The 16,670-nt window shown below is 42.1% G+C and carries 13 protein-coding genes; 6 read left to right on the top strand and 7 right to left on the bottom strand.

The genetic code is table 11. The features are described from left to right. Positions 1–42: 42 nt before the first annotated feature. The 4 genes from DC487_RS02795 (at position 43) to DC487_RS02780 (ending at position 3,797) form a co-directional block, all read left to right on the top strand. Positions 43–378 (top strand): DUF4342 domain-containing protein, encoded by a 336-nt coding sequence (locus DC487_RS02795; RefSeq protein WP_116774417.1) that lies wholly within the window; start codon positions 43–45, stop codon positions 376–378. 78 nt (positions 379–456) lie between these two features. Beyond that, positions 457–1,035 carry a helix-turn-helix domain-containing protein gene (locus DC487_RS02790; protein WP_239016306.1) on the top strand — a complete coding sequence of 193 codons (579 nt, stop codon included), beginning with the start codon at positions 457–459 and terminating at the stop codon, positions 1,033–1,035. Between the two features lie 76 nt (positions 1,036–1,111). Continuing rightward, positions 1,112–3,541: a heavy metal translocating P-type ATPase gene (locus tag DC487_RS02785; RefSeq protein WP_116774416.1), complete on the top strand. Its 2,430-nt coding sequence runs from the start codon at positions 1,112–1,114 to the stop codon at positions 3,539–3,541. A 40-nt stretch (positions 3,542–3,581) separates the two neighbouring features. Next, positions 3,582–3,797 carry a heavy-metal-associated domain-containing protein gene (locus DC487_RS02780; RefSeq protein WP_116774415.1) on the top strand — a complete coding sequence of 72 codons (216 nt, stop codon included), beginning with the start codon at positions 3,582–3,584 and terminating at the stop codon, positions 3,795–3,797. Positions 3,798–3,897: 100 nt separating this feature from the next. Here the strand turns inward: DC487_RS02780 and DC487_RS02775 are convergent, their stop codons facing one another. The 5 genes from DC487_RS02775 to alaS form a co-directional block, all read right to left on the bottom strand. Next, positions 3,898–6,066: a DUF4954 family protein gene (locus tag DC487_RS02775; protein WP_116774414.1), complete on the bottom strand. Its 2,169-nt coding sequence runs from the start codon at positions 6,064–6,066 to the stop codon at positions 3,898–3,900. A 6-nt stretch (positions 6,067–6,072) separates the two neighbouring features. After that, entirely contained in the window at positions 6,073–7,914 is a 1,842-nt protein-coding gene (gene glmS / locus DC487_RS02770) for a glutamine--fructose-6-phosphate transaminase (isomerizing) (protein ID WP_116774413.1), read from the bottom strand. A gap of 181 nt (positions 7,915–8,095) precedes the next feature. Next, positions 8,096–8,788: a response regulator transcription factor gene (locus DC487_RS02765; protein WP_116775016.1), complete on the bottom strand. Its 693-nt coding sequence runs from the start codon at positions 8,786–8,788 to the stop codon at positions 8,096–8,098. A 102-nt stretch (positions 8,789–8,890) separates the two neighbouring features. Next, on the bottom strand, positions 8,891–10,000 hold the full coding sequence (locus tag DC487_RS02760) for a TlpA family protein disulfide reductase (protein WP_116774412.1): 1,110 nt from the start codon (positions 9,998–10,000) through the stop codon (positions 8,891–8,893). Position 10,001: 1 nt separating this feature from the next. After that, the gene (gene alaS, locus DC487_RS02755; protein WP_116774411.1) at positions 10,002–12,617 is read right to left on the bottom strand and encodes an alanine--tRNA ligase; all 2,616 of its coding nucleotides are present in this window, start codon (positions 12,615–12,617) and stop codon (positions 10,002–10,004) included. Positions 12,618–12,756: 139 nt separating this feature from the next. On the opposite strand from alaS, the gene DC487_RS02750 reads away from it, so the two are divergent. After that, positions 12,757–13,620: a universal stress protein gene (locus DC487_RS02750; protein ID WP_133228337.1), complete on the top strand. Its 864-nt coding sequence runs from the start codon at positions 12,757–12,759 to the stop codon at positions 13,618–13,620. Between the two features lie 30 nt (positions 13,621–13,650). Here the strand turns inward: DC487_RS02750 and DC487_RS02745 are convergent, their stop codons facing one another. Beyond that, positions 13,651–14,505 carry a nucleoside phosphorylase gene (locus DC487_RS02745; protein ID WP_116774409.1) on the bottom strand — a complete coding sequence of 285 codons (855 nt, stop codon included), beginning with the start codon at positions 14,503–14,505 and terminating at the stop codon, positions 13,651–13,653. Beyond that, entirely contained in the window at positions 14,502–15,155 is a 654-nt protein-coding gene (locus DC487_RS02740; RefSeq protein WP_207774298.1) for an IMPACT family protein, read from the bottom strand. Before DC487_RS02740 ends, DC487_RS02745 begins: the two co-directional genes overlap by 4 nt. 355 nt (positions 15,156–15,510) lie before the next feature. Here DC487_RS02740 and DC487_RS02735 point away from each other — a divergent pair, with 355 nt between their 5' ends. Next, on the top strand, positions 15,511–16,644 hold the full coding sequence (locus DC487_RS02735; RefSeq protein WP_116774408.1) for a poly(ethylene terephthalate) hydrolase family protein: 1,134 nt from the start codon (positions 15,511–15,513) through the stop codon (positions 16,642–16,644). The last annotated feature ends 26 nt before the right edge of the window (positions 16,645–16,670 follow it).

Genomic DNA, 16,670 nt, shown 5'->3' with positions numbered 1-16,670 from the left:
TTGATTATAACAAATAAGTCAACCATTTAAAAAAATACGACTATGTCTTTCAAAGAAACATTTAGCATCAACGGTGAGAATCTATTAAAAAAGATCAAAGATCTGATTGCAGAAGGTAATGTACGCAAAATCTCTATTGCTGATAAGAACAACAAAGAGATCATCAGCTTTCCGGTGACCATCGGTGTAGTAGGAATTGTTTTGGCTCCGATATTTGCCGCAGTTGGCGCTTTGGCAGCGATCCTGACGGAATGTAAAATCGTAGTCGAACGAACCGACTCCCCTAAAGAAGAACCGACATCATCCGCACCTTCCGAGCCGAGCAATCCAACAGAACCAACGCATCACACAGATGAACCTGAGTCACCGCAGTATTAATTTTGACAGCAAATTGAGAAAAGCCCATGCATAATGCCATGGGCTTTTCCTACTTTCGTATAGATCAAGATCTGAACAATGGATACGACACTTTATATTAAAAATATGGTATGCAATCGCTGCATCATGGTCGTAGAAGAGCAGATGAATAAATGGGCTTTACCCATTTCACATATTGCATTAGGCGAAGTAACGACATCGGCAAGCATTTCACCCGACTTACTGGAAACCATTAGAAAAGAATTAGATATGTTGGGTTTCGAACTGATTGATAACAAGCGCCTGCAAACTGTAGAACGTATAAAAACCGCTATTATCGATCTGATATATCAAAAAGATCTCGGGCAGAAGCTCAACCTTTCTACTTGGCTAGAAAAAGAGCTGCATCAGGATTATGCCCATTTGTCGGCTTGGTTTTCAGAAGTCGAAGCCACTACGATCGAGAAATTCTTCATAGCGCAAAAGATCGAACGCGTCAAAGAGCTATTGCAGTATGATGAACTCACACTCTCGCAAATTGCGGATCAAATGCATTATTCCAGCGTGGCCTATTTGAGCAATCAATTCAAAAAAGTAACTGGCCTATCGCCCTCCCAATTTAAACAATCCACCGAAAACACCAGAATGCCGCTGGATGCTGTGAAATCTTACAAGTAAAAAGTAACAAAACGTAAACTTTACTGACCTCATCGTAACGATCTTTGTGTAAGCATTACCAATATTGGTTTACACCATGAGCGAGAATAACCCATCAACAACCATTATTCCTTTGGCTAAAAAACACCTTAACCAAACGGATGAAAAAAATATAAAGCACGCATTTGCGCAGGCCGAAATTGTACCATCAATAACGTTGGATAAAGGGAATCTGATAATCGATAGTACTGATCGAAATCTTTTAGTGCGCATTGTTTCCTTATTACAACAACAAGGCTACGCTCCTCAAACGCAAAAACAAGAGATCCCTGTGCTCGATATGAGCTGTGCATCTTGCGCTAGCAGCATTCAAAGCATGATGCTGGCGCAACCAGGCGTGCTGCAAGCGAGCGTCAATTTTGCCAATACCAGTGCACAGGTAGAATATCTCCCTAATATGATCCAAGAACAAGACCTCCAAAAGGTGGTAAGATCTATCGGATTTGATCTTCTTTTAGAACCTGCAGCATCGCGCGAGGAGAAAAAAGACGCCATACAGCAAGAGCAATACAGCAAATTAAAACGAAAAACTTTCTTTGCATTATTACTAGCATTGCCCGTATTCGTATATGGTATGTTCTTCATGCATGCACCTTACGCCAACTGGATCATGTTTGCTTTTACGACGCCATTGGTATTCTGGGTGGGTAGCGATTTCTTTGTACACGCTTGGAAACAGGCCAAACATCGTGCGGTAAATATGGATACACTGGTGGCATTAAGTACCGGAACGGCATACATTTTCAGCGTATTCACCTTATTATTTCCAGAGTTTTGGCTACGAAGTGGTCTAGAAGCACACATTTATTTTGAGGCAGCGGCCGTCATCATCGCTTTTGTATTGCTAGGGAAATTGTTGGAAGCACGTGCTAAAAGTCATACTTCGGACGCGATCAACAAATTGATGGGTATGCAACCCAAGACTGTGATTCGACTCGATGACCAAGGCGCGCAGCAGGAGATCAAGATCGCAGATGTGGTACTCAATAACCTATTGCTCGTACGCCCGGGCGAAAAGATTCCAGTTGATGGACTCGTGGAGCAAGGTGAATCTTATGTAGACGAAAGTATGCTCAGCGGAGAATCTATTCCCGTACTGAAAAACAATGGCGAATCTGTGTACGCAGGCACGGTCAATCAGCGTGGTAGTTTTCAATTTCGCGCACAAAAAGTAGGCGAAGATACCGTGCTAGCACAGATTATTGCGATGGTACGCAGTGCGCAAGGAAGTAAAGCTCCTGTGCAAAAATTAGTGGATAAAATTGCAGGTATTTTTGTGCCAATTGTCATTACCATCGCCTTACTCAGTATGTTGAGCTGGTTTATTTTTAGTGGCGAGCACTGGCTTACACAGGGCATTATGGCATTTGTGACGGTGCTAGTGATCGCTTGTCCATGCGCATTGGGCTTGGCCACACCGACAGCCATTATGGTAGGTGTTGGTCGTGCCGCATCGGCTGGTATTCTGATCAAGGATGCTGAAAGTATTGAACGAGCTAAAGATTTGAATGTACTCGTATTTGACAAAACAGGTACGCTCACTATGGGTCGCCCACAGGTAACCGATCAATATTGGTTGGAGGAAAATAAAATCCATCAACAGGTGCTCGTAGCCATGGAACATCTGTCGGAGCATCCACTAGCTGAAGCGATCGTAAATGCGTGGCCAGAATCACCTCAAATGGCGCTGGATAATTTTGAAAGCATTACTGGAAAAGGTATTGTGGCAACGTATGAAGGCAAATCGTACTTGGTAGGAAATCAAAAGCTCATGATCAGTCGAGATGTATCGCTATCTGATATATTATTCGAAAAATCGGCAGAATACGCGCAATCTGGTCGGACCGTTATCTGGTTTGCGAGCGAGCAACAGGTATTGGCCTTGTTAGCTGTCGCTGATCCTATTAAGGAGACAACTCCTGACGCTATTACAGAGCTGCGCAAAATGGGGATTAAAACGTATATGTTGACGGGTGATAACGAAGCTACAGCAGCGGCGATTGCGCGGCAGGCAGGTATTCAATATTTCGAATCAGAGATGCTACCAGAAGACAAAAGTCAGTACATCAAAAAGCTACAAGACGAAGGCAATGTAGTAGGCATGGTCGGTGATGGCATCAACGATAGTGCGGCATTGGCACAGGCCGACGTGAGCATCGCGATGGGCAAAGGAAGTGATATCGCGATGGATGTGGCCAAAATGACCATCGTTTCATCGGATTTACAGAAAGTCCCAGTCGCCATTCGGTTATCACAATTGACGGTCAGAACAATCCGACAAAATCTTTTCTGGGCCTTTATCTACAATTTGGTAGGCATTCCGATTGCGGCAGGCATTTTGTACCCTAGCTTTGGATTCTTATTGAGTCCGATGATTGCCAGTGCGGCCATGGCGCTGAGTAGTGTGTCAGTCGTATCGAATAGTTTACGCCTTAAATGGCGGAGTGTAGGCAGCACGATTGCATAATTAAAATCAAACAAGCATATCATTTAATACAAATAACATCATGGAAAATAACGTATTGAGATTTAAAACCAGCATCAATTGCGGCAGCTGCATCAAAGCAGTAACTCCCTTTTTGGAAGATGTATTGGGTATCCAACAATGGGAAGTAGACACGAACAACCCCGACAAAATCCTGACGGTGCAGAGCGCCGGCGCTACGGCGGATGAAGTACTTTCCGCGGTACAGAAAGCTGGTTTTACAGCGACGGCGCTGTAAGCTTGGTATCTGCTTAATAAACAACCCCTCCGTTTCTTGAAAGAAACGGAGGGGTTGTTTCGAATAACTTGCCACCAACAAAGATGGTCATACTTCGTGGCTATACCGCTGAAGCAAGTACATCAAGTAAGTTCTTAATACGAGATTCAAATTCTACCATCTCCTTATTCTGTGAAAGGATAAAACTGTTGTCAGACAATTTGCCAACCACTGCTTCCATTTCTTCGTCTGAATTATACAGCATTTTACGGAAGTCACTTTCATAATCTTTGGCTCTTGTCCGTTCAATTTCACCACGAATCCAACGCTTTGTTTCTAGCGATTCTTCCATTAATTGTTGTACAAACAAGGCATCCCATGTTGCAGCAGACAAAGCACTTAGTTCTTGCAAAGAAGCGATACTATGCAATAGCTTTTCAGTTAGGTATGTGCTACTCAACTGGTGATAGCGTTGATGAATTTCTAACCAAGAATTGAGCGCACCCGTTTTTATATCAGAAATCAACGATTGTAAATCTTGATCTGGTATGAGCTGACTTCCTACGTTTGTAAAAGCCTTGCGTTGTAGCGGTTCACTTTGCAGCAATTGCCAGAAATCTTCCAAAGTATTGGTTTCGATAAAGGACAATATTTGTGTAGCCGCGTAATACCGGATCAAACGCTGAAAGAGATGATATACTTCTTTCGGCTTCTTCAATACAACTTTCCGACGGGAGTTTTCTACATTCGTTAGCAATACTTCATACTGAAAATCCGCTGCTGGATCTTTCAACGCGCGTAGCGCTTCGTCGCCTAATAAACTGACCGCATTTTCGATCTCCGAGAAGGTATTAAACATCTCATTAACGGTGTCTGGCGCGATCACATCGTATTCGAAATGTTGATTTTTCAGCTTGCGATTATCCCGAGCAGTGAATTTGCTGGTATTGCGCATCAGCGCGTACATATTGTACATAAACCAATAGCCTGGGATGATGACCAGCCGATCCTGGTGTACATCATTGCTGATGAGTGAAAATGGAATTCGAATATCCAGTTCGTGGAGAAAATCTCCTTTGACGATCAGCGAATAAGATGCAAAACGCGAATTGTGCTTCAAACTCACACACAAGCCTGGCCAGAAGCCTCGTCCCGCCATCAGCTCACCATCTGCTGCGCGAGAATTATGATTCGATCCAACCGTCGCACCAGCGGCCATATTGCTCTGCCCCATAATCAAGGATGCACAGAGAAAAGAGTTATTATGATGTTGTTCGTGCGCTGGGAACAACAAGGAATTCAGTACTTCACAACACGATATCGTCGAATTATCGCCTAGAAAGGAGTTAATCAATCGTGCGCCGTATTTCAATTGCGAGAAGGAAGACAGGATAAACCGGACTGCTTTTACACCATAAAAGATACGACAGCCATAGCCTACTATGCCATTCACCAGCTCACAACCTTCGCCGATCTGCGTATAGGCAGAAGAGATCGAGTTGACCGTAACGTTCTTAATTTTATTAACCCCTTTGATGTAGGCATCGGATCCTATCTGTACGTTTTTGATGGTATGACAATTCTTGATCACCGTCCGCTCTCCGATCATGCTGTAATAACCGCGTTTGGATGAAAACTGCAAATCGGTAATTTCGTGCAAACGACGTTGAAAGTCGGCATCTTCGCGATGGCGCGTCCAGAGGTAAACATCACCGGCTTGCATGCCATTAAATGGCAATACCGAACGGCCACCATTCTCATTACACAATTCCAGATAGATGCGACTTTCGGGATCATCACCATCTTTGAGCACGCCATTTCCAAATTTTGCATTAGAACTGGTTTCCATCTCATCAATATTCGTGAGGATGACTTCCTTACCCACAATATAGTGCGCCATATAGCGCACGTGATGAATAGCACAATAATCGCCAATATCTGAACTGATGATCTGCGAATGATAGATCCCAGATGCTAAGCGCAAATCACGGTATTCTACATAGATTTCGTCCATTTTACCAATGCGCACCAATCCATGGAATTTGGAATGACGAATCTGATCGGGAATAAACCCAGCTTTACTAACCAGTACATCGTTCCAGTTGGACGATTCATTGCCATGCGCGATCAATTGATCAATTTCTTCCGTTGTGATGTGACGAAATTGATCGGAAGCAACAGGATTTTGTTGAAATCGCAGGTAATATTCATCTTGCCCTGCGGGCAAGTATTCTTTTGGCACGAAATCGTAACCCAAAGAACGAAGTGGTCTCTTGTTTATATAGGCCATAAGCGCTTATTCGACGGTCACTGATTTGGCAAGATTACGTGGTTGATCTACATCCAATCCGCGCTCTACTCCAATATAATAGGCCAATAACTGCAACGGAATAGCCGCCAATAAAGGCGCAATAATTTCATCACAATTAGGTACTACCATAATATCGTCTGCCAATTCTTCTACTCTATTATCTCCCTCACTGACTATCGCAATAATTTTTCCTTTTCGGGCTTTAATCTCTTGTATGTTGCTCACGATTTTCTCGTGGTAACTATCTTTTGTAGCGACGAAAATCACGGGCAATGTTTCATCTACCAAAGCAATAGGTCCGTGTTTCATCTCTGCGGCTGGATAGCCTTCAGCGTGAATGTAAGAGATTTCCTTCAACTTCAATGCGCCTTCTAACGCCGTTGGGAAATTGTACCCACGACCTAAGTACAATACATCGTTGGCATCGCTGTATTTCTTCGCGATGCGCTGGATCTCTTCGACTTGATTGTCTAATATCCACTGTACTTTCTCCGGAACGGCATCCAATTGTTGGATGAAATAGGTGAATTTCTGATCGTCGATCGTTCCTTTCAATTTGGCAATTTTCAGCGCGATCAACTGCAAAACGGCTAATTGTGCCGTATAAGCTTTGGTACTCGCTACGCCAATTTCTGGCCCAGCATGCGTGTATGATCCAGCATTAGATATACGCGCGATAGAAGAACCTACCACGTTCACCAATCCGTAGATAGTAGCACCTTGCTCCTTGGCATTTTCCAAAGCTACCAAGGTATCTGCCGTCTCGCCGCTTTGCGAGATCGCAATGATCACATCTTCGCTGGATATTATTGGGTTTCGGTATCGGAATTCAGATGCATATTCGACCTCTACGTTGATACGACACAATTCTTCGATCACGTACTCTGCTACTAATGCCGAATGCCAACTCGTTCCACAAGCTACGATAATGATACGGCGTGCCGCCATAATCTTGTCCGCAATCGCATCAATACCACTCAAGGTGATTTGATTCTTCTGGGCGTCCATGCGTCCGCGAAGCGAATCAAAAATCGTCTGCGGTTGTTCAAAAATCTCTTTGAGCATGAAGTGATCGTAGCCATTCTTTTCGATGGCCGCCAACTCCATATCTAACTTCTGAACATATGGGGTGATGATCTCATTGCCTAAGTTTTTTAAGATCAGTTCATCGGGCTTCACAATGGCTAATTCGTAATCATTGATATATACGACCTCTTTGGTGTAAGCCAACATCGGCGACGCATCAGAACCTAAGAAATGCTCGTTCTGACCGATACCAATCACCAATGGGCTACCTTTACGCGCAGCGATAATCGTATCGGGATAGGCCTGATCAATTAATAAGATGACGTATGCACCTGTTACACGTTTCAAAGCGATACGAATGGCTTCTTCCAGCGAACACTCATTCTTGATCTGGATATCTTCGATAAAGTTTAATAGTACTTCCGAATCGGTATCGCTATGAAAAACGTAACCTTCCTTTAGTAACTCCGTTTTGAGTTGCGCGTAATTCTCTATAATACCATTGTGAATCATAGCAATACGACCCGATCGTGACAAATGCGGATGCGCATTACGATCACAAGGCTCGCCGTGTGTGGCCCAGCGGGTATGTCCGATACCGGTATGCGAAGCCACATCGCTCACGCCTACATGCGCTTCTAATTTCGCGACCTTTCCCTCTTTCTTAAATACCGTGACGCCGCGATCCTGCAACAAGGCAACGCCAGCACTATCATAACCTCGGTACTCTAATTTTTTTAGACCATCAATTAGAATGGGGTAAGCTTGTTTGCCTCCTGTATAACCAACTATTCCGCACATATATAAAACTCGTATAATTTAATTTTTATTCCTAAAAGTGTTAAAATCCGTTCGAATATATCAATTATAGTACACAATCCTCAATCACGTTCTGCCTTTTTTCGAATAGGTCAAAAGCAGATCGCCTGCTACTTATCAGTAGCAGGCGATCTGCATAATATCTAAGAAATACTAAAACGTATTAGTTTAGTTCGAACTTGTAACCGACTCCCTTTACCGTGGTCACATATAGCTCACCAATTTTCTCCCGTAATTTACGAATGTGTACATCAATGGTCCGGTTTGTCACAACGACCGAATCTTCCCAAATCGCTTTCAATATTTGTTCACGTGTAAATACCTTGTTAGGCTTAGAAGCTAGTAAGTATAAAAGTTCAAACTCCTTCTTTGCCAATACAAATTTCTCATCACCTCTGAAAACTAAAAAGGAATCTCTATCGATCACCAAATCCATGATCTCCAATTTATCGGTCTGATCGTCACCAGTATCATTGGCATTGCGGCGCAGAATAGCGTTGATACGACTAATTAGCGCGCGAGGTTTGATTGGTTTAGCAATGTAATCATCGGCACCTACATGGAACCCAGCAATCTCCGAATACTCTTCACTACGTGCAGTAAGAAATATGACAAAGGTGTTTTTGAATTCGGGCATCGATCGCATGAGTCTACAAGCTTCTATCCCATCCATTTCAGGCATCATCACATCCAGAATGATTAGATCTGGATTGACTTCTTTGGCCACTCGGATAGCTTCTTTACCGTTGTTGGCAGTGGATACCTGAAAGCCTTCTTTGCTGAGGTTATACGATATGATGTCTACAATATCTTGCTCATCATCTACAACTAATATTTTCGGTTTGGGGTTACTCATACTCATTTTTTCTACTAAAGTATGTACTTAATGGTAAGCTAAAGTTACACAAATGTTATGATATTGTTAACCCGTGAAAGATATAATAACATCCCATCAATATTAATTTAAGGTTTTCTTAAGAAAATCTTCAAGCGCCTTACCTCTCAAGTTCTTCGCAATGATCTTACCCGAGGGATCTAGCAAGTATGAAGTTGGAATCGCGCGGATGCGATAATCAATAATCAGATGCGAGCTCCAAGCTTTCAAATCCGAGATGTTAGTCCAAGTCAAACCATCATCTTCCATGGCGCGCATCCACGATCCAGGGTTATCATCCAACGATACGCCCAACACCTCAAACCCTTTGTCTTTAAATGCGGCGTATTGCTTTACAATATTTGGATTTTCTTCCCGACACGGCATACACCAAGAAGCCCAAAAGTCGACCAAAGTATATTTTCCTTTAAAATCTGTGAGCTTTACTAATTTGTTTTGTGGTGTATAAGCCTCAAAATAAGGCGCTTCTTGTCCGATAGCCAAAGCGCGTAGCTTATCAACTTCCGCTTTGAATTCGGTCACATAACGATTATCAGCAAACTGATCTTTAATTTGATCGCCGTAGGCGATCAATTCCACCTCTGCCGTTTCCGGCTCCAAAGTGCTCATGGCATAGAATCCCGCCAGATTGGGATGTTCATTCGCAAAAGCGACTGCTTGCTGTATGTAAAGTCTCATGTGCGGTTCAAAAGCTTGCAACATCTCGCTCCGCAGATTCTGAATCTGCTCGGAAGATTTATCGATCGTTGCTTTGGAAAACACCTTTTGAAGCGAATCCTGCACAAACTCAATTCGATTTTTAGCTGGCGCAAATGCCTTCATTGTTTCCGAAAGTTCAGATCCAGACAGTTGGTACTGCTCTGGCTGTTGTAGATCGGTCTCAAACTTGACCGGCTGTCCCGGTTCTAATATAATAGGATATCTGTTATTACCAACTACCAGAGTTAGCAAGCGTGGTTGTGTACTGCCACGTTCGAAACGAAAACGATTGCCATCGGCGATAAACACAGAGTCTAACTTACGTTCGCCTTCGAAGAAAGAAACTACTTTTACATTGCCCGGATTTTCAATTGTACCCGATATTGCAATATTTTCCTTAGAATCGCAAGCTTGCAAGGCTACAAAAGACAAAGCAGCGATTCCTAACTGATAGCAGATTTTGATTATTTTCATATTACACCACAAATTCACGAGCGCGCTCCAAAGCACGGTCAATTCCATTTACATCTTTACCTCCCGCTGTGGCAAAAAACGGCTGACCGCCGCCACCACCTTGTACCTCTTTGGCCAATTCACGAATGATAGCTCCAGCATTCCAACCTTTGGCCTTCGCCAGATCATCGGCAATCATGACCAACAAGAAAGGTTTATCGTCCATCACCGTAGCCAACACTAAAAACAAATTTGGCACTGCATCACGCAGCGCGTAAGCTAAACCTTTCACCGCATCCGCGTTTGGAATATCCACGCGAGCAGCCAGATATTGCGCATCGCCTACTGCTTCTACCTTATTCAGCAATTCTGTTTTCAAAGCCAGTGAACGATCGTTAATGGCTTGTTGCACTTCTTTCTTCAATGCACCATTCTCCTCGATCATCTTCGCCAAAGCGCCAACAAAATCTTTCGGATTATGCAACAATTCTTTCATGTTATTCACCACCTCAAACTGTTCGCGGATCAATGCCGCAGAACGACTGCCTGTCACCGCTTCGATACGACGTACGCCAGCTGCTACAGCAGACTCACTAACAATCTTGAAGAAACCAATCTTACCGGTGGCTGAAACGTGTGTACCACCACACAACTCCTTCGAGAAATGATCATCAAACGTAATGACGCGCACATAATCGCCGTATTTCTCACCAAACAAAGCCGTTACACCTGATGCAATAGCTTCTTGGTATGGTGTGTTGCGCTCTTCTTTCAACGCAATATTTGCGCGAATTTTGGTGTTGACTATATCTTCTACCTGCTTGATTTCATCGTCGGTCACTTTAGAGAAGTGCGTAATATCAAAACGCAACACTTCAGGTGATACCAATGAACCTTTTTGCTGCACATGTGTCCCCAGAACATCCCTCAATGCAGCATGCAATAAGTGTGTCGCGGAATGATTAGCTTCTGAGTCAGCACGTTTTTCGGCATCCACTGTTGCTACGAACTCTCCTTCCAAAGAAGCAGGCAATTGATCCACAAAGTGCACAATCAGCGCATTTTCTTTCTTCGTCGAGACGATCTGTATTTTTTCTTGTGTCGTCGTATTAATCAACGTACCCACATCGCCGACTTGGCCGCCTCCTTCGGGATAGAAAGGCGTAATGTCCAAAATTAACTGGTATTGATCTTTGCCTTTGGCTGTTACCTTCCGGTATTTTACGATTTGGGAACTAGCAGTTAACGTATCGTAGCCGACAAATTCGGTTTGCACCTCATCTTGCAAAACTGTCCAATCAGATAAATCTAAGGTTGTTGCTGCTCTCGAACGCTCTTTTTGGCGATTTAAGGCGGTTTGAAAACCTTCCATATCTACCGTAAGGCCTTTTTCGCGTGCTAATAACTCGGTTAAGTCAATTGGAAAACCAAAAGTATCAAACAGTTCAAAAGCAAAATCGCCGTCGATCTGTTTTGCCGAAGTATCGTAGCTTTCAAAGCGCTGTATTCCGGTGGTCAATGTACGTAAGAAAGATAATTCTTCTTCCAACACCACTTTTTGCACGAAGCTTTCCTGATCGCCCAAGACATCAAATACGCCTTTGAATTGCTGTGCCAAAATCGGCACCAACTCGTTGAGGAAAGGTTCTTTGAATCCTAAGAAAGTATACGCATAACGCACGGCGCGACGTAAAATCCGACGGATCACATAGCCGGCTTTGTTATTTGATGGCAACTGTCCATCTGCTATGGTAAAACTGACCGCCCGTACGTGATCCGCCAATACGCGCATGGCGATATCGGTTTGCTCGTCTTGGCCATAAGGGATTCCAGATCGTTGGGAAGTAAATGAGATTAATGGCTGAAAAACATCGGTATCGTAATTCGATACTTTTCCTTGAATGGCACGCACCAAACGCTCAAATCCCATTCCGGTATCCACATGTTGTGCAGGCAGTGATTCTAACGCGCCAGATTTCAGTCGGTTGAACTGCATGAATACGAGATTCCAAATTTCAATAACTTGAGGATCATCTTGATTCACCAAATCAGCACCACTTACCGCTGCGCGTTCGGCATCTGGACGCATATCATAGTGGATTTCAGAACAAGGACCACAAGGACCCGTATCACCCATTTCCCAGAAATTGTCTTTTTTATTGCCTAATAGAATACGATCTTCTGCAATGAAAGCTTTCCAAAAATCGTACGCTTCCATATCCTTCGACAAACCGTCGTGCTCGTCACCTTCAAAGATGGTTACATACAAGCGATCAACATCCAGTTTGTAAACTTCTGTTAGCAACTCCCAAGCCCATCCAATAGCCTCTTTCTTGAAATAATCTCCGAAAGACCAATTGCCCAGCATTTCAAATAATGTATGATGATAGGTATCAATACCTACTTCTTCTAAGTCATTGTGCTTACCAGACACACGCAAACAGCGCTGCGTATCGGTAGCACGAGAATAGCTGGCTGCACGTTCTCCTAAAAATAAGTCCTTAAATTGATTCATACCGGCATTGGTAAACATCAATGTGGGATCATTTTTGACGACAACAGGTGCCGATGGTACAATTTGGTGTCCTTTTTCTTGAAAAAAGTTTAAAAATGCTTCGCGAATTTCTCTACTAGTCATTAAAAATGTGCCTATAATTTGAATTGCAAATTTACTTAAATTTGCTGAGTAAACGGCGCTAAACGCTTAGGTTTTGGATAACAAATCAAATATATTCGCTATATTTAACCAAACAAAACACACGACGATCAGCTACACTATGCGAAACACTATTCTGGCTCCGACAGATTTCTCCCCCAACTCTCTCACCGCTGTGCAATATGCCTGTCAACTTGCAAAACAAAAGGGCTACAATTTGCATCTATTACATTACTACACTAGTAACACGGCCAACTTTGCCACTGAATCAGATCAAGAACCTTTCTCCGAGGATAATTCTTTACTGAAAGCAGATATTTTGATGCAGGAACTGCAAGTGAAACTGACCACTTCGTACCCCGAACTGGTAATTACTTCAGTATGTGAAAGAGGATTGATTGATGAAAAATTGCCCAAGGAAGCTGGTAAAGATTACTACGTGTTGATTGTCATGGGTGCAACAGGTGCATCTGCAAAAAAATCAATCTATTATGGCAGTACTACTGTAGCGATCACTGCGCAATCGCCAGTCCCGGTCGTAGCGGTACCAGAAAGATATGCCGCTTTTGATATTAGTCACATCAGCTTATTGACTAAATTCAAAGCAGAAGAGTTGGAAACGTTACGTGCGTTTATCAGTATCATGGGAGAGCCAGAAAAACTTTCGTTGACACATGTGTATCGCGAAGAAAGTGACATTGATAATATGCAGGAGCATTTGCAATCATGGGCTTTCAACATTCGGGAAATGAATATCATCAAAGAAGTGACTATTGAATGTGCGCCTATTTCCAAAAGTGATGTCGATTTGGATACGGTCCCGGAGGTAGTAAATAGCCTGATTGAGAAAAGCAATCCAGATATTATCTTGGTAACCAAAACACGTAAATCATTCTTTGAACGATTCTTTAAAGCTTCTGTATCAAAAGCGATCGCATTGGAGTTGAGAAAACCCACTTTCTTTGACCGCATTGATCAAGCTTAATTAATCGCTCGACCATTGGCGGATATTTTTTTAAAAACGATCCAACACCAAGAGTATTGCGCGTTGTATTACAGCTTGTGGTTGCTCGCTAAATCGCGCATCCACACGACTAGCTACTATAGCGTTGATGGAAATTGCGCGATGGCCAAACATATTAGACAGTGCATAAATTCCAGCAGTTTCCATTTCTAAGTTAGTAATATGCCGGCCAGCTAAATCCAGACTCCCAGCCACTTCAATAAACCGCGGCGCCGCCTCTTGGGTACGTACTTTGCGACCTTGCGGACCATAGAATCCGGGCGCAGTTACCGTAATTCCTTTATACAGATCATATGCATATCGTTCCACTAAACTTTCATTGGCTTTGCCTACGTATGGCTTAACACCAAATTCCGAAAATGCATTGGTAATAATATCACGTATCCCCACTTCTTCTTCAGTATACTGTTTTTTGTAAAACTGCATGAGCGAATCGAACCCAACAGCAAACTCACTCACAATTATCTGATCCGTAGCCACATTAGGATTCATAGATCCACTGGTGCCGATGCGTATGATATCTACGGATCTGATTTCTGGATTGAGCATCTTAGTCTGCAAGTCTACATTAAAAAGGGCATCAATCTCATTGATAACAATATCAATATTATCCGTACCAATACCTGTGGAAACCACCGAGATACGTTTGCCACGTAAATAACCGGTATGCGTGATAAATTCACGCTTTCCTTTCTTAATTTCGATGCGATCAAAGTGCTGCGACACCAATGGCACTCGCTCTTGATCACCTACAAAGATGATCGTGTCGGCAATATCTTCTGGAAGTAAATTAAGATGGTAAACGCTTCCATCTTGGTTCAGTATTAGCTCAGAATCATTAATCATACGGTTTTCAAGTATCGAAGTTTAATTTGTTCCACTTTTTCCAATCGACTGACAATAGCATTTACCTGCATCTTGCGAATTGCAATTCGAATTAGGCAGTCATTATCAAACTCTTGTTCTAAGATCGTAGCATTCTCTTCTTTAATAATACGCATAATATCATTCATTTGCAAGTACGGAAATTGCACTTCGTATACATCATCCTGAGTCTTCTCTAAAATTTCCGCTTCTTCTAAAGCTATTTGCGTAGCACTCTTGTACGCATTGATTAAACCAGGAACCCCCAACAGCGTACCACCAAAATAACGAACTACAACTACTAATACATTAGTTAAATCTGACGATAACAACACATTAAGAATTGGCCTACCGGCAGTACCAGATGGCTCTCCATCATCGTTTATACGAAAGACCGAACGATCTGGCGTAAGACGGTACGCATAACAGTGATGTCGTGCCTTTGGATGCAAAAGCTTTAATTCTGCAATAATCTCTTTCAATTGCGATTCTTCCTCGAACTGATAAGCGTAGGCCATAAATTTACTCCCCTTATCCCTAAATATACCTTCATACGTTTGACCGATCGTACGGTATGTATCATTAAATAAACTCACAGATATTAAATCACTTTCTCCATTCACTAATTGCATTTTTATATGAAAGAAATGCCAACAATAGCTTTCACTGAATACAAAATTATCATATTTCCACGCAAGTACCCTCAATTAAAATTAAATACGTGCAATCAACCAAAAATAGAAAAGTTAAAAAAAACACCTTCAATGAGTACAAAACACTGTTTTAGAATTTATTTTTTTAGCAATCAACTTCTTATGAGAGCAACATATACCATCCATTGTTACAAACAGACATAGCAAAAGCTAGCAAATCGCACATTTAGACTTATTTGCGAAAAATAATTTCAATAAAAATTAAAATATATCTATTATTAAACATTATTTATATTTATAATAAAATTAATTAACCCATTAAAACTCACTAATTATGAAAAATCTAAGTCCAATTTTATTATTACTGCTAGTCATTCTTTCCTCATGTGAGAAAAAAGAAAGCCTTCTAGAAGCTGAAAACGCTACTGTTGATGAAGCCTTGAATGACGAAACACAAGCAGTCGGAATTGCCGATTTGTTTAAAATCAACTTTACAGAACAAATTCTTAAACTTATTTCCCCCGTCATTAAAAGTCAGCCCGCTTTTGGCTTGGCTAATGCTGAATACAACAAACTAGGCCCCTATTCCGTATCTACAATAAATGCCACGAGACAGAATTGTAAGGGGTTTGCCGGATCCATACAAAACATATTAGGATCACTCAAAATCGTGGATCCTAATGTTCGTTGCAATGACGCATTTCCATATGGATTTGCGGATAGACGTGTCACCGAAGTGTTTTACCCTTCTAATATTGAATCTTTAGGAAAAGTCCCCGTCATAAACTTCGTAGGCGGATTACTTTCTAACGCTGCCAATTACGATGCAATAATTAACCTATGGACAAGCTATGGCTTTATCGTAGTAAACACTAACAACTTTATAAATTTTAGTCCATCACTTCAAGTTACTGGACTTACGGAAATTGTCGATCAAAATAGGAATCCCGAATCGCCACTATACAATAAAGTTGATTTATCAAGAATATTGGTATCAGGACATTCTGCTGGTGGCGGAAGCGCAATACTAATCACAGCAGTTCCGCCTAAGACTTTACAGACCATTGATCCAGAAATTAGAATAGTAGGATCTTTTCCACTGCAAGCAAGTTTTAATGCCACAGGTGTAGGTGTTAACGTACCAACTTTGATTTTAACTGGCGAAATAAATTTAATCGTTCCACCAATTCTACAAGGCCTTAAGTGGCAATATAGGTTTATCAAAAAAGTACCAGCTTGGTATATGGTAACTAAAAACTCAAATCATGGCACACCTGTTTTAGAATTAGCCAGAAATGATTACGCTGGCATAACGGTCGCTTGGATACTTTACAGAGGAAAAAATGATGCCGCTGCATCAAGATATTTTATCGGCAGTTCTTATCTTGCGACACAAGATCCTGCATTCATTCAAGGAATTGCAAATCCTTTAAGAATACGACGAAATAAACTAGCAGAAAAATTATAGTCATATCAAAACCAAAACAATCCAGC

It is taken from the genome of Sphingobacterium corticibacter (genome assembly GCF_003076635.1).
Lineage (GTDB): Bacteria > Bacteroidota > Bacteroidia > Sphingobacteriales > Sphingobacteriaceae > Sphingobacterium > Sphingobacterium corticibacter.
This window is presented reverse-complemented; position numbering and strand designations above follow the sequence as displayed.

What these genes read in the sequence shown, in the direction of transcription:
- DC487_RS02740 (WP_207774298.1), bottom strand. Translation starts at nt 15,155, where the DNA reads ATGCAATTAGTGAATGGAGAAAGTGATTTAATATCTGTGAGTTTATTT.
- DC487_RS02745 (WP_116774409.1), bottom strand. Translation starts at nt 14,505, where the DNA reads ATGATTAATGATTCTGAGCTAATACTGAACCAAGATGGAAGCGTTTAC.
- DC487_RS02790 (WP_239016306.1), top strand. Translation starts at nt 457, where the DNA reads ATGGATACGACACTTTATATTAAAAATATGGTATGCAATCGCTGCATC.
- DC487_RS02775 (WP_116774414.1), bottom strand. Translation starts at nt 6,066, where the DNA reads ATGGCCTATATAAACAAGAGACCACTTCGTTCTTTGGGTTACGATTTC.
- DC487_RS02750 (WP_133228337.1), top strand. Translation starts at nt 12,757, where the DNA reads ATGCGAAACACTATTCTGGCTCCGACAGATTTCTCCCCCAACTCTCTC.
- DC487_RS02760 (WP_116774412.1), bottom strand. Translation starts at nt 10,000, where the DNA reads ATGAAAATAATCAAAATCTGCTATCAGTTAGGAATCGCTGCTTTGTCT.
- DC487_RS02785 (WP_116774416.1), top strand. Translation starts at nt 1,112, where the DNA reads ATGAGCGAGAATAACCCATCAACAACCATTATTCCTTTGGCTAAAAAA.
- DC487_RS02735 (WP_116774408.1), top strand. Translation starts at nt 15,511, where the DNA reads ATGAAAAATCTAAGTCCAATTTTATTATTACTGCTAGTCATTCTTTCC.
- DC487_RS02780 (WP_116774415.1), top strand. Translation starts at nt 3,582, where the DNA reads ATGGAAAATAACGTATTGAGATTTAAAACCAGCATCAATTGCGGCAGC.
- glmS (WP_116774413.1), bottom strand. Translation starts at nt 7,914, where the DNA reads ATGTGCGGAATAGTTGGTTATACAGGAGGCAAACAAGCTTACCCCATT.
- alaS (WP_116774411.1), bottom strand. Translation starts at nt 12,617, where the DNA reads ATGACTAGTAGAGAAATTCGCGAAGCATTTTTAAACTTTTTTCAAGAA.
- DC487_RS02765 (WP_116775016.1), bottom strand. Translation starts at nt 8,788, where the DNA reads ATGAGTAACCCCAAACCGAAAATATTAGTTGTAGATGATGAGCAAGAT.
- DC487_RS02795 (WP_116774417.1), top strand. Translation starts at nt 43, where the DNA reads ATGTCTTTCAAAGAAACATTTAGCATCAACGGTGAGAATCTATTAAAA.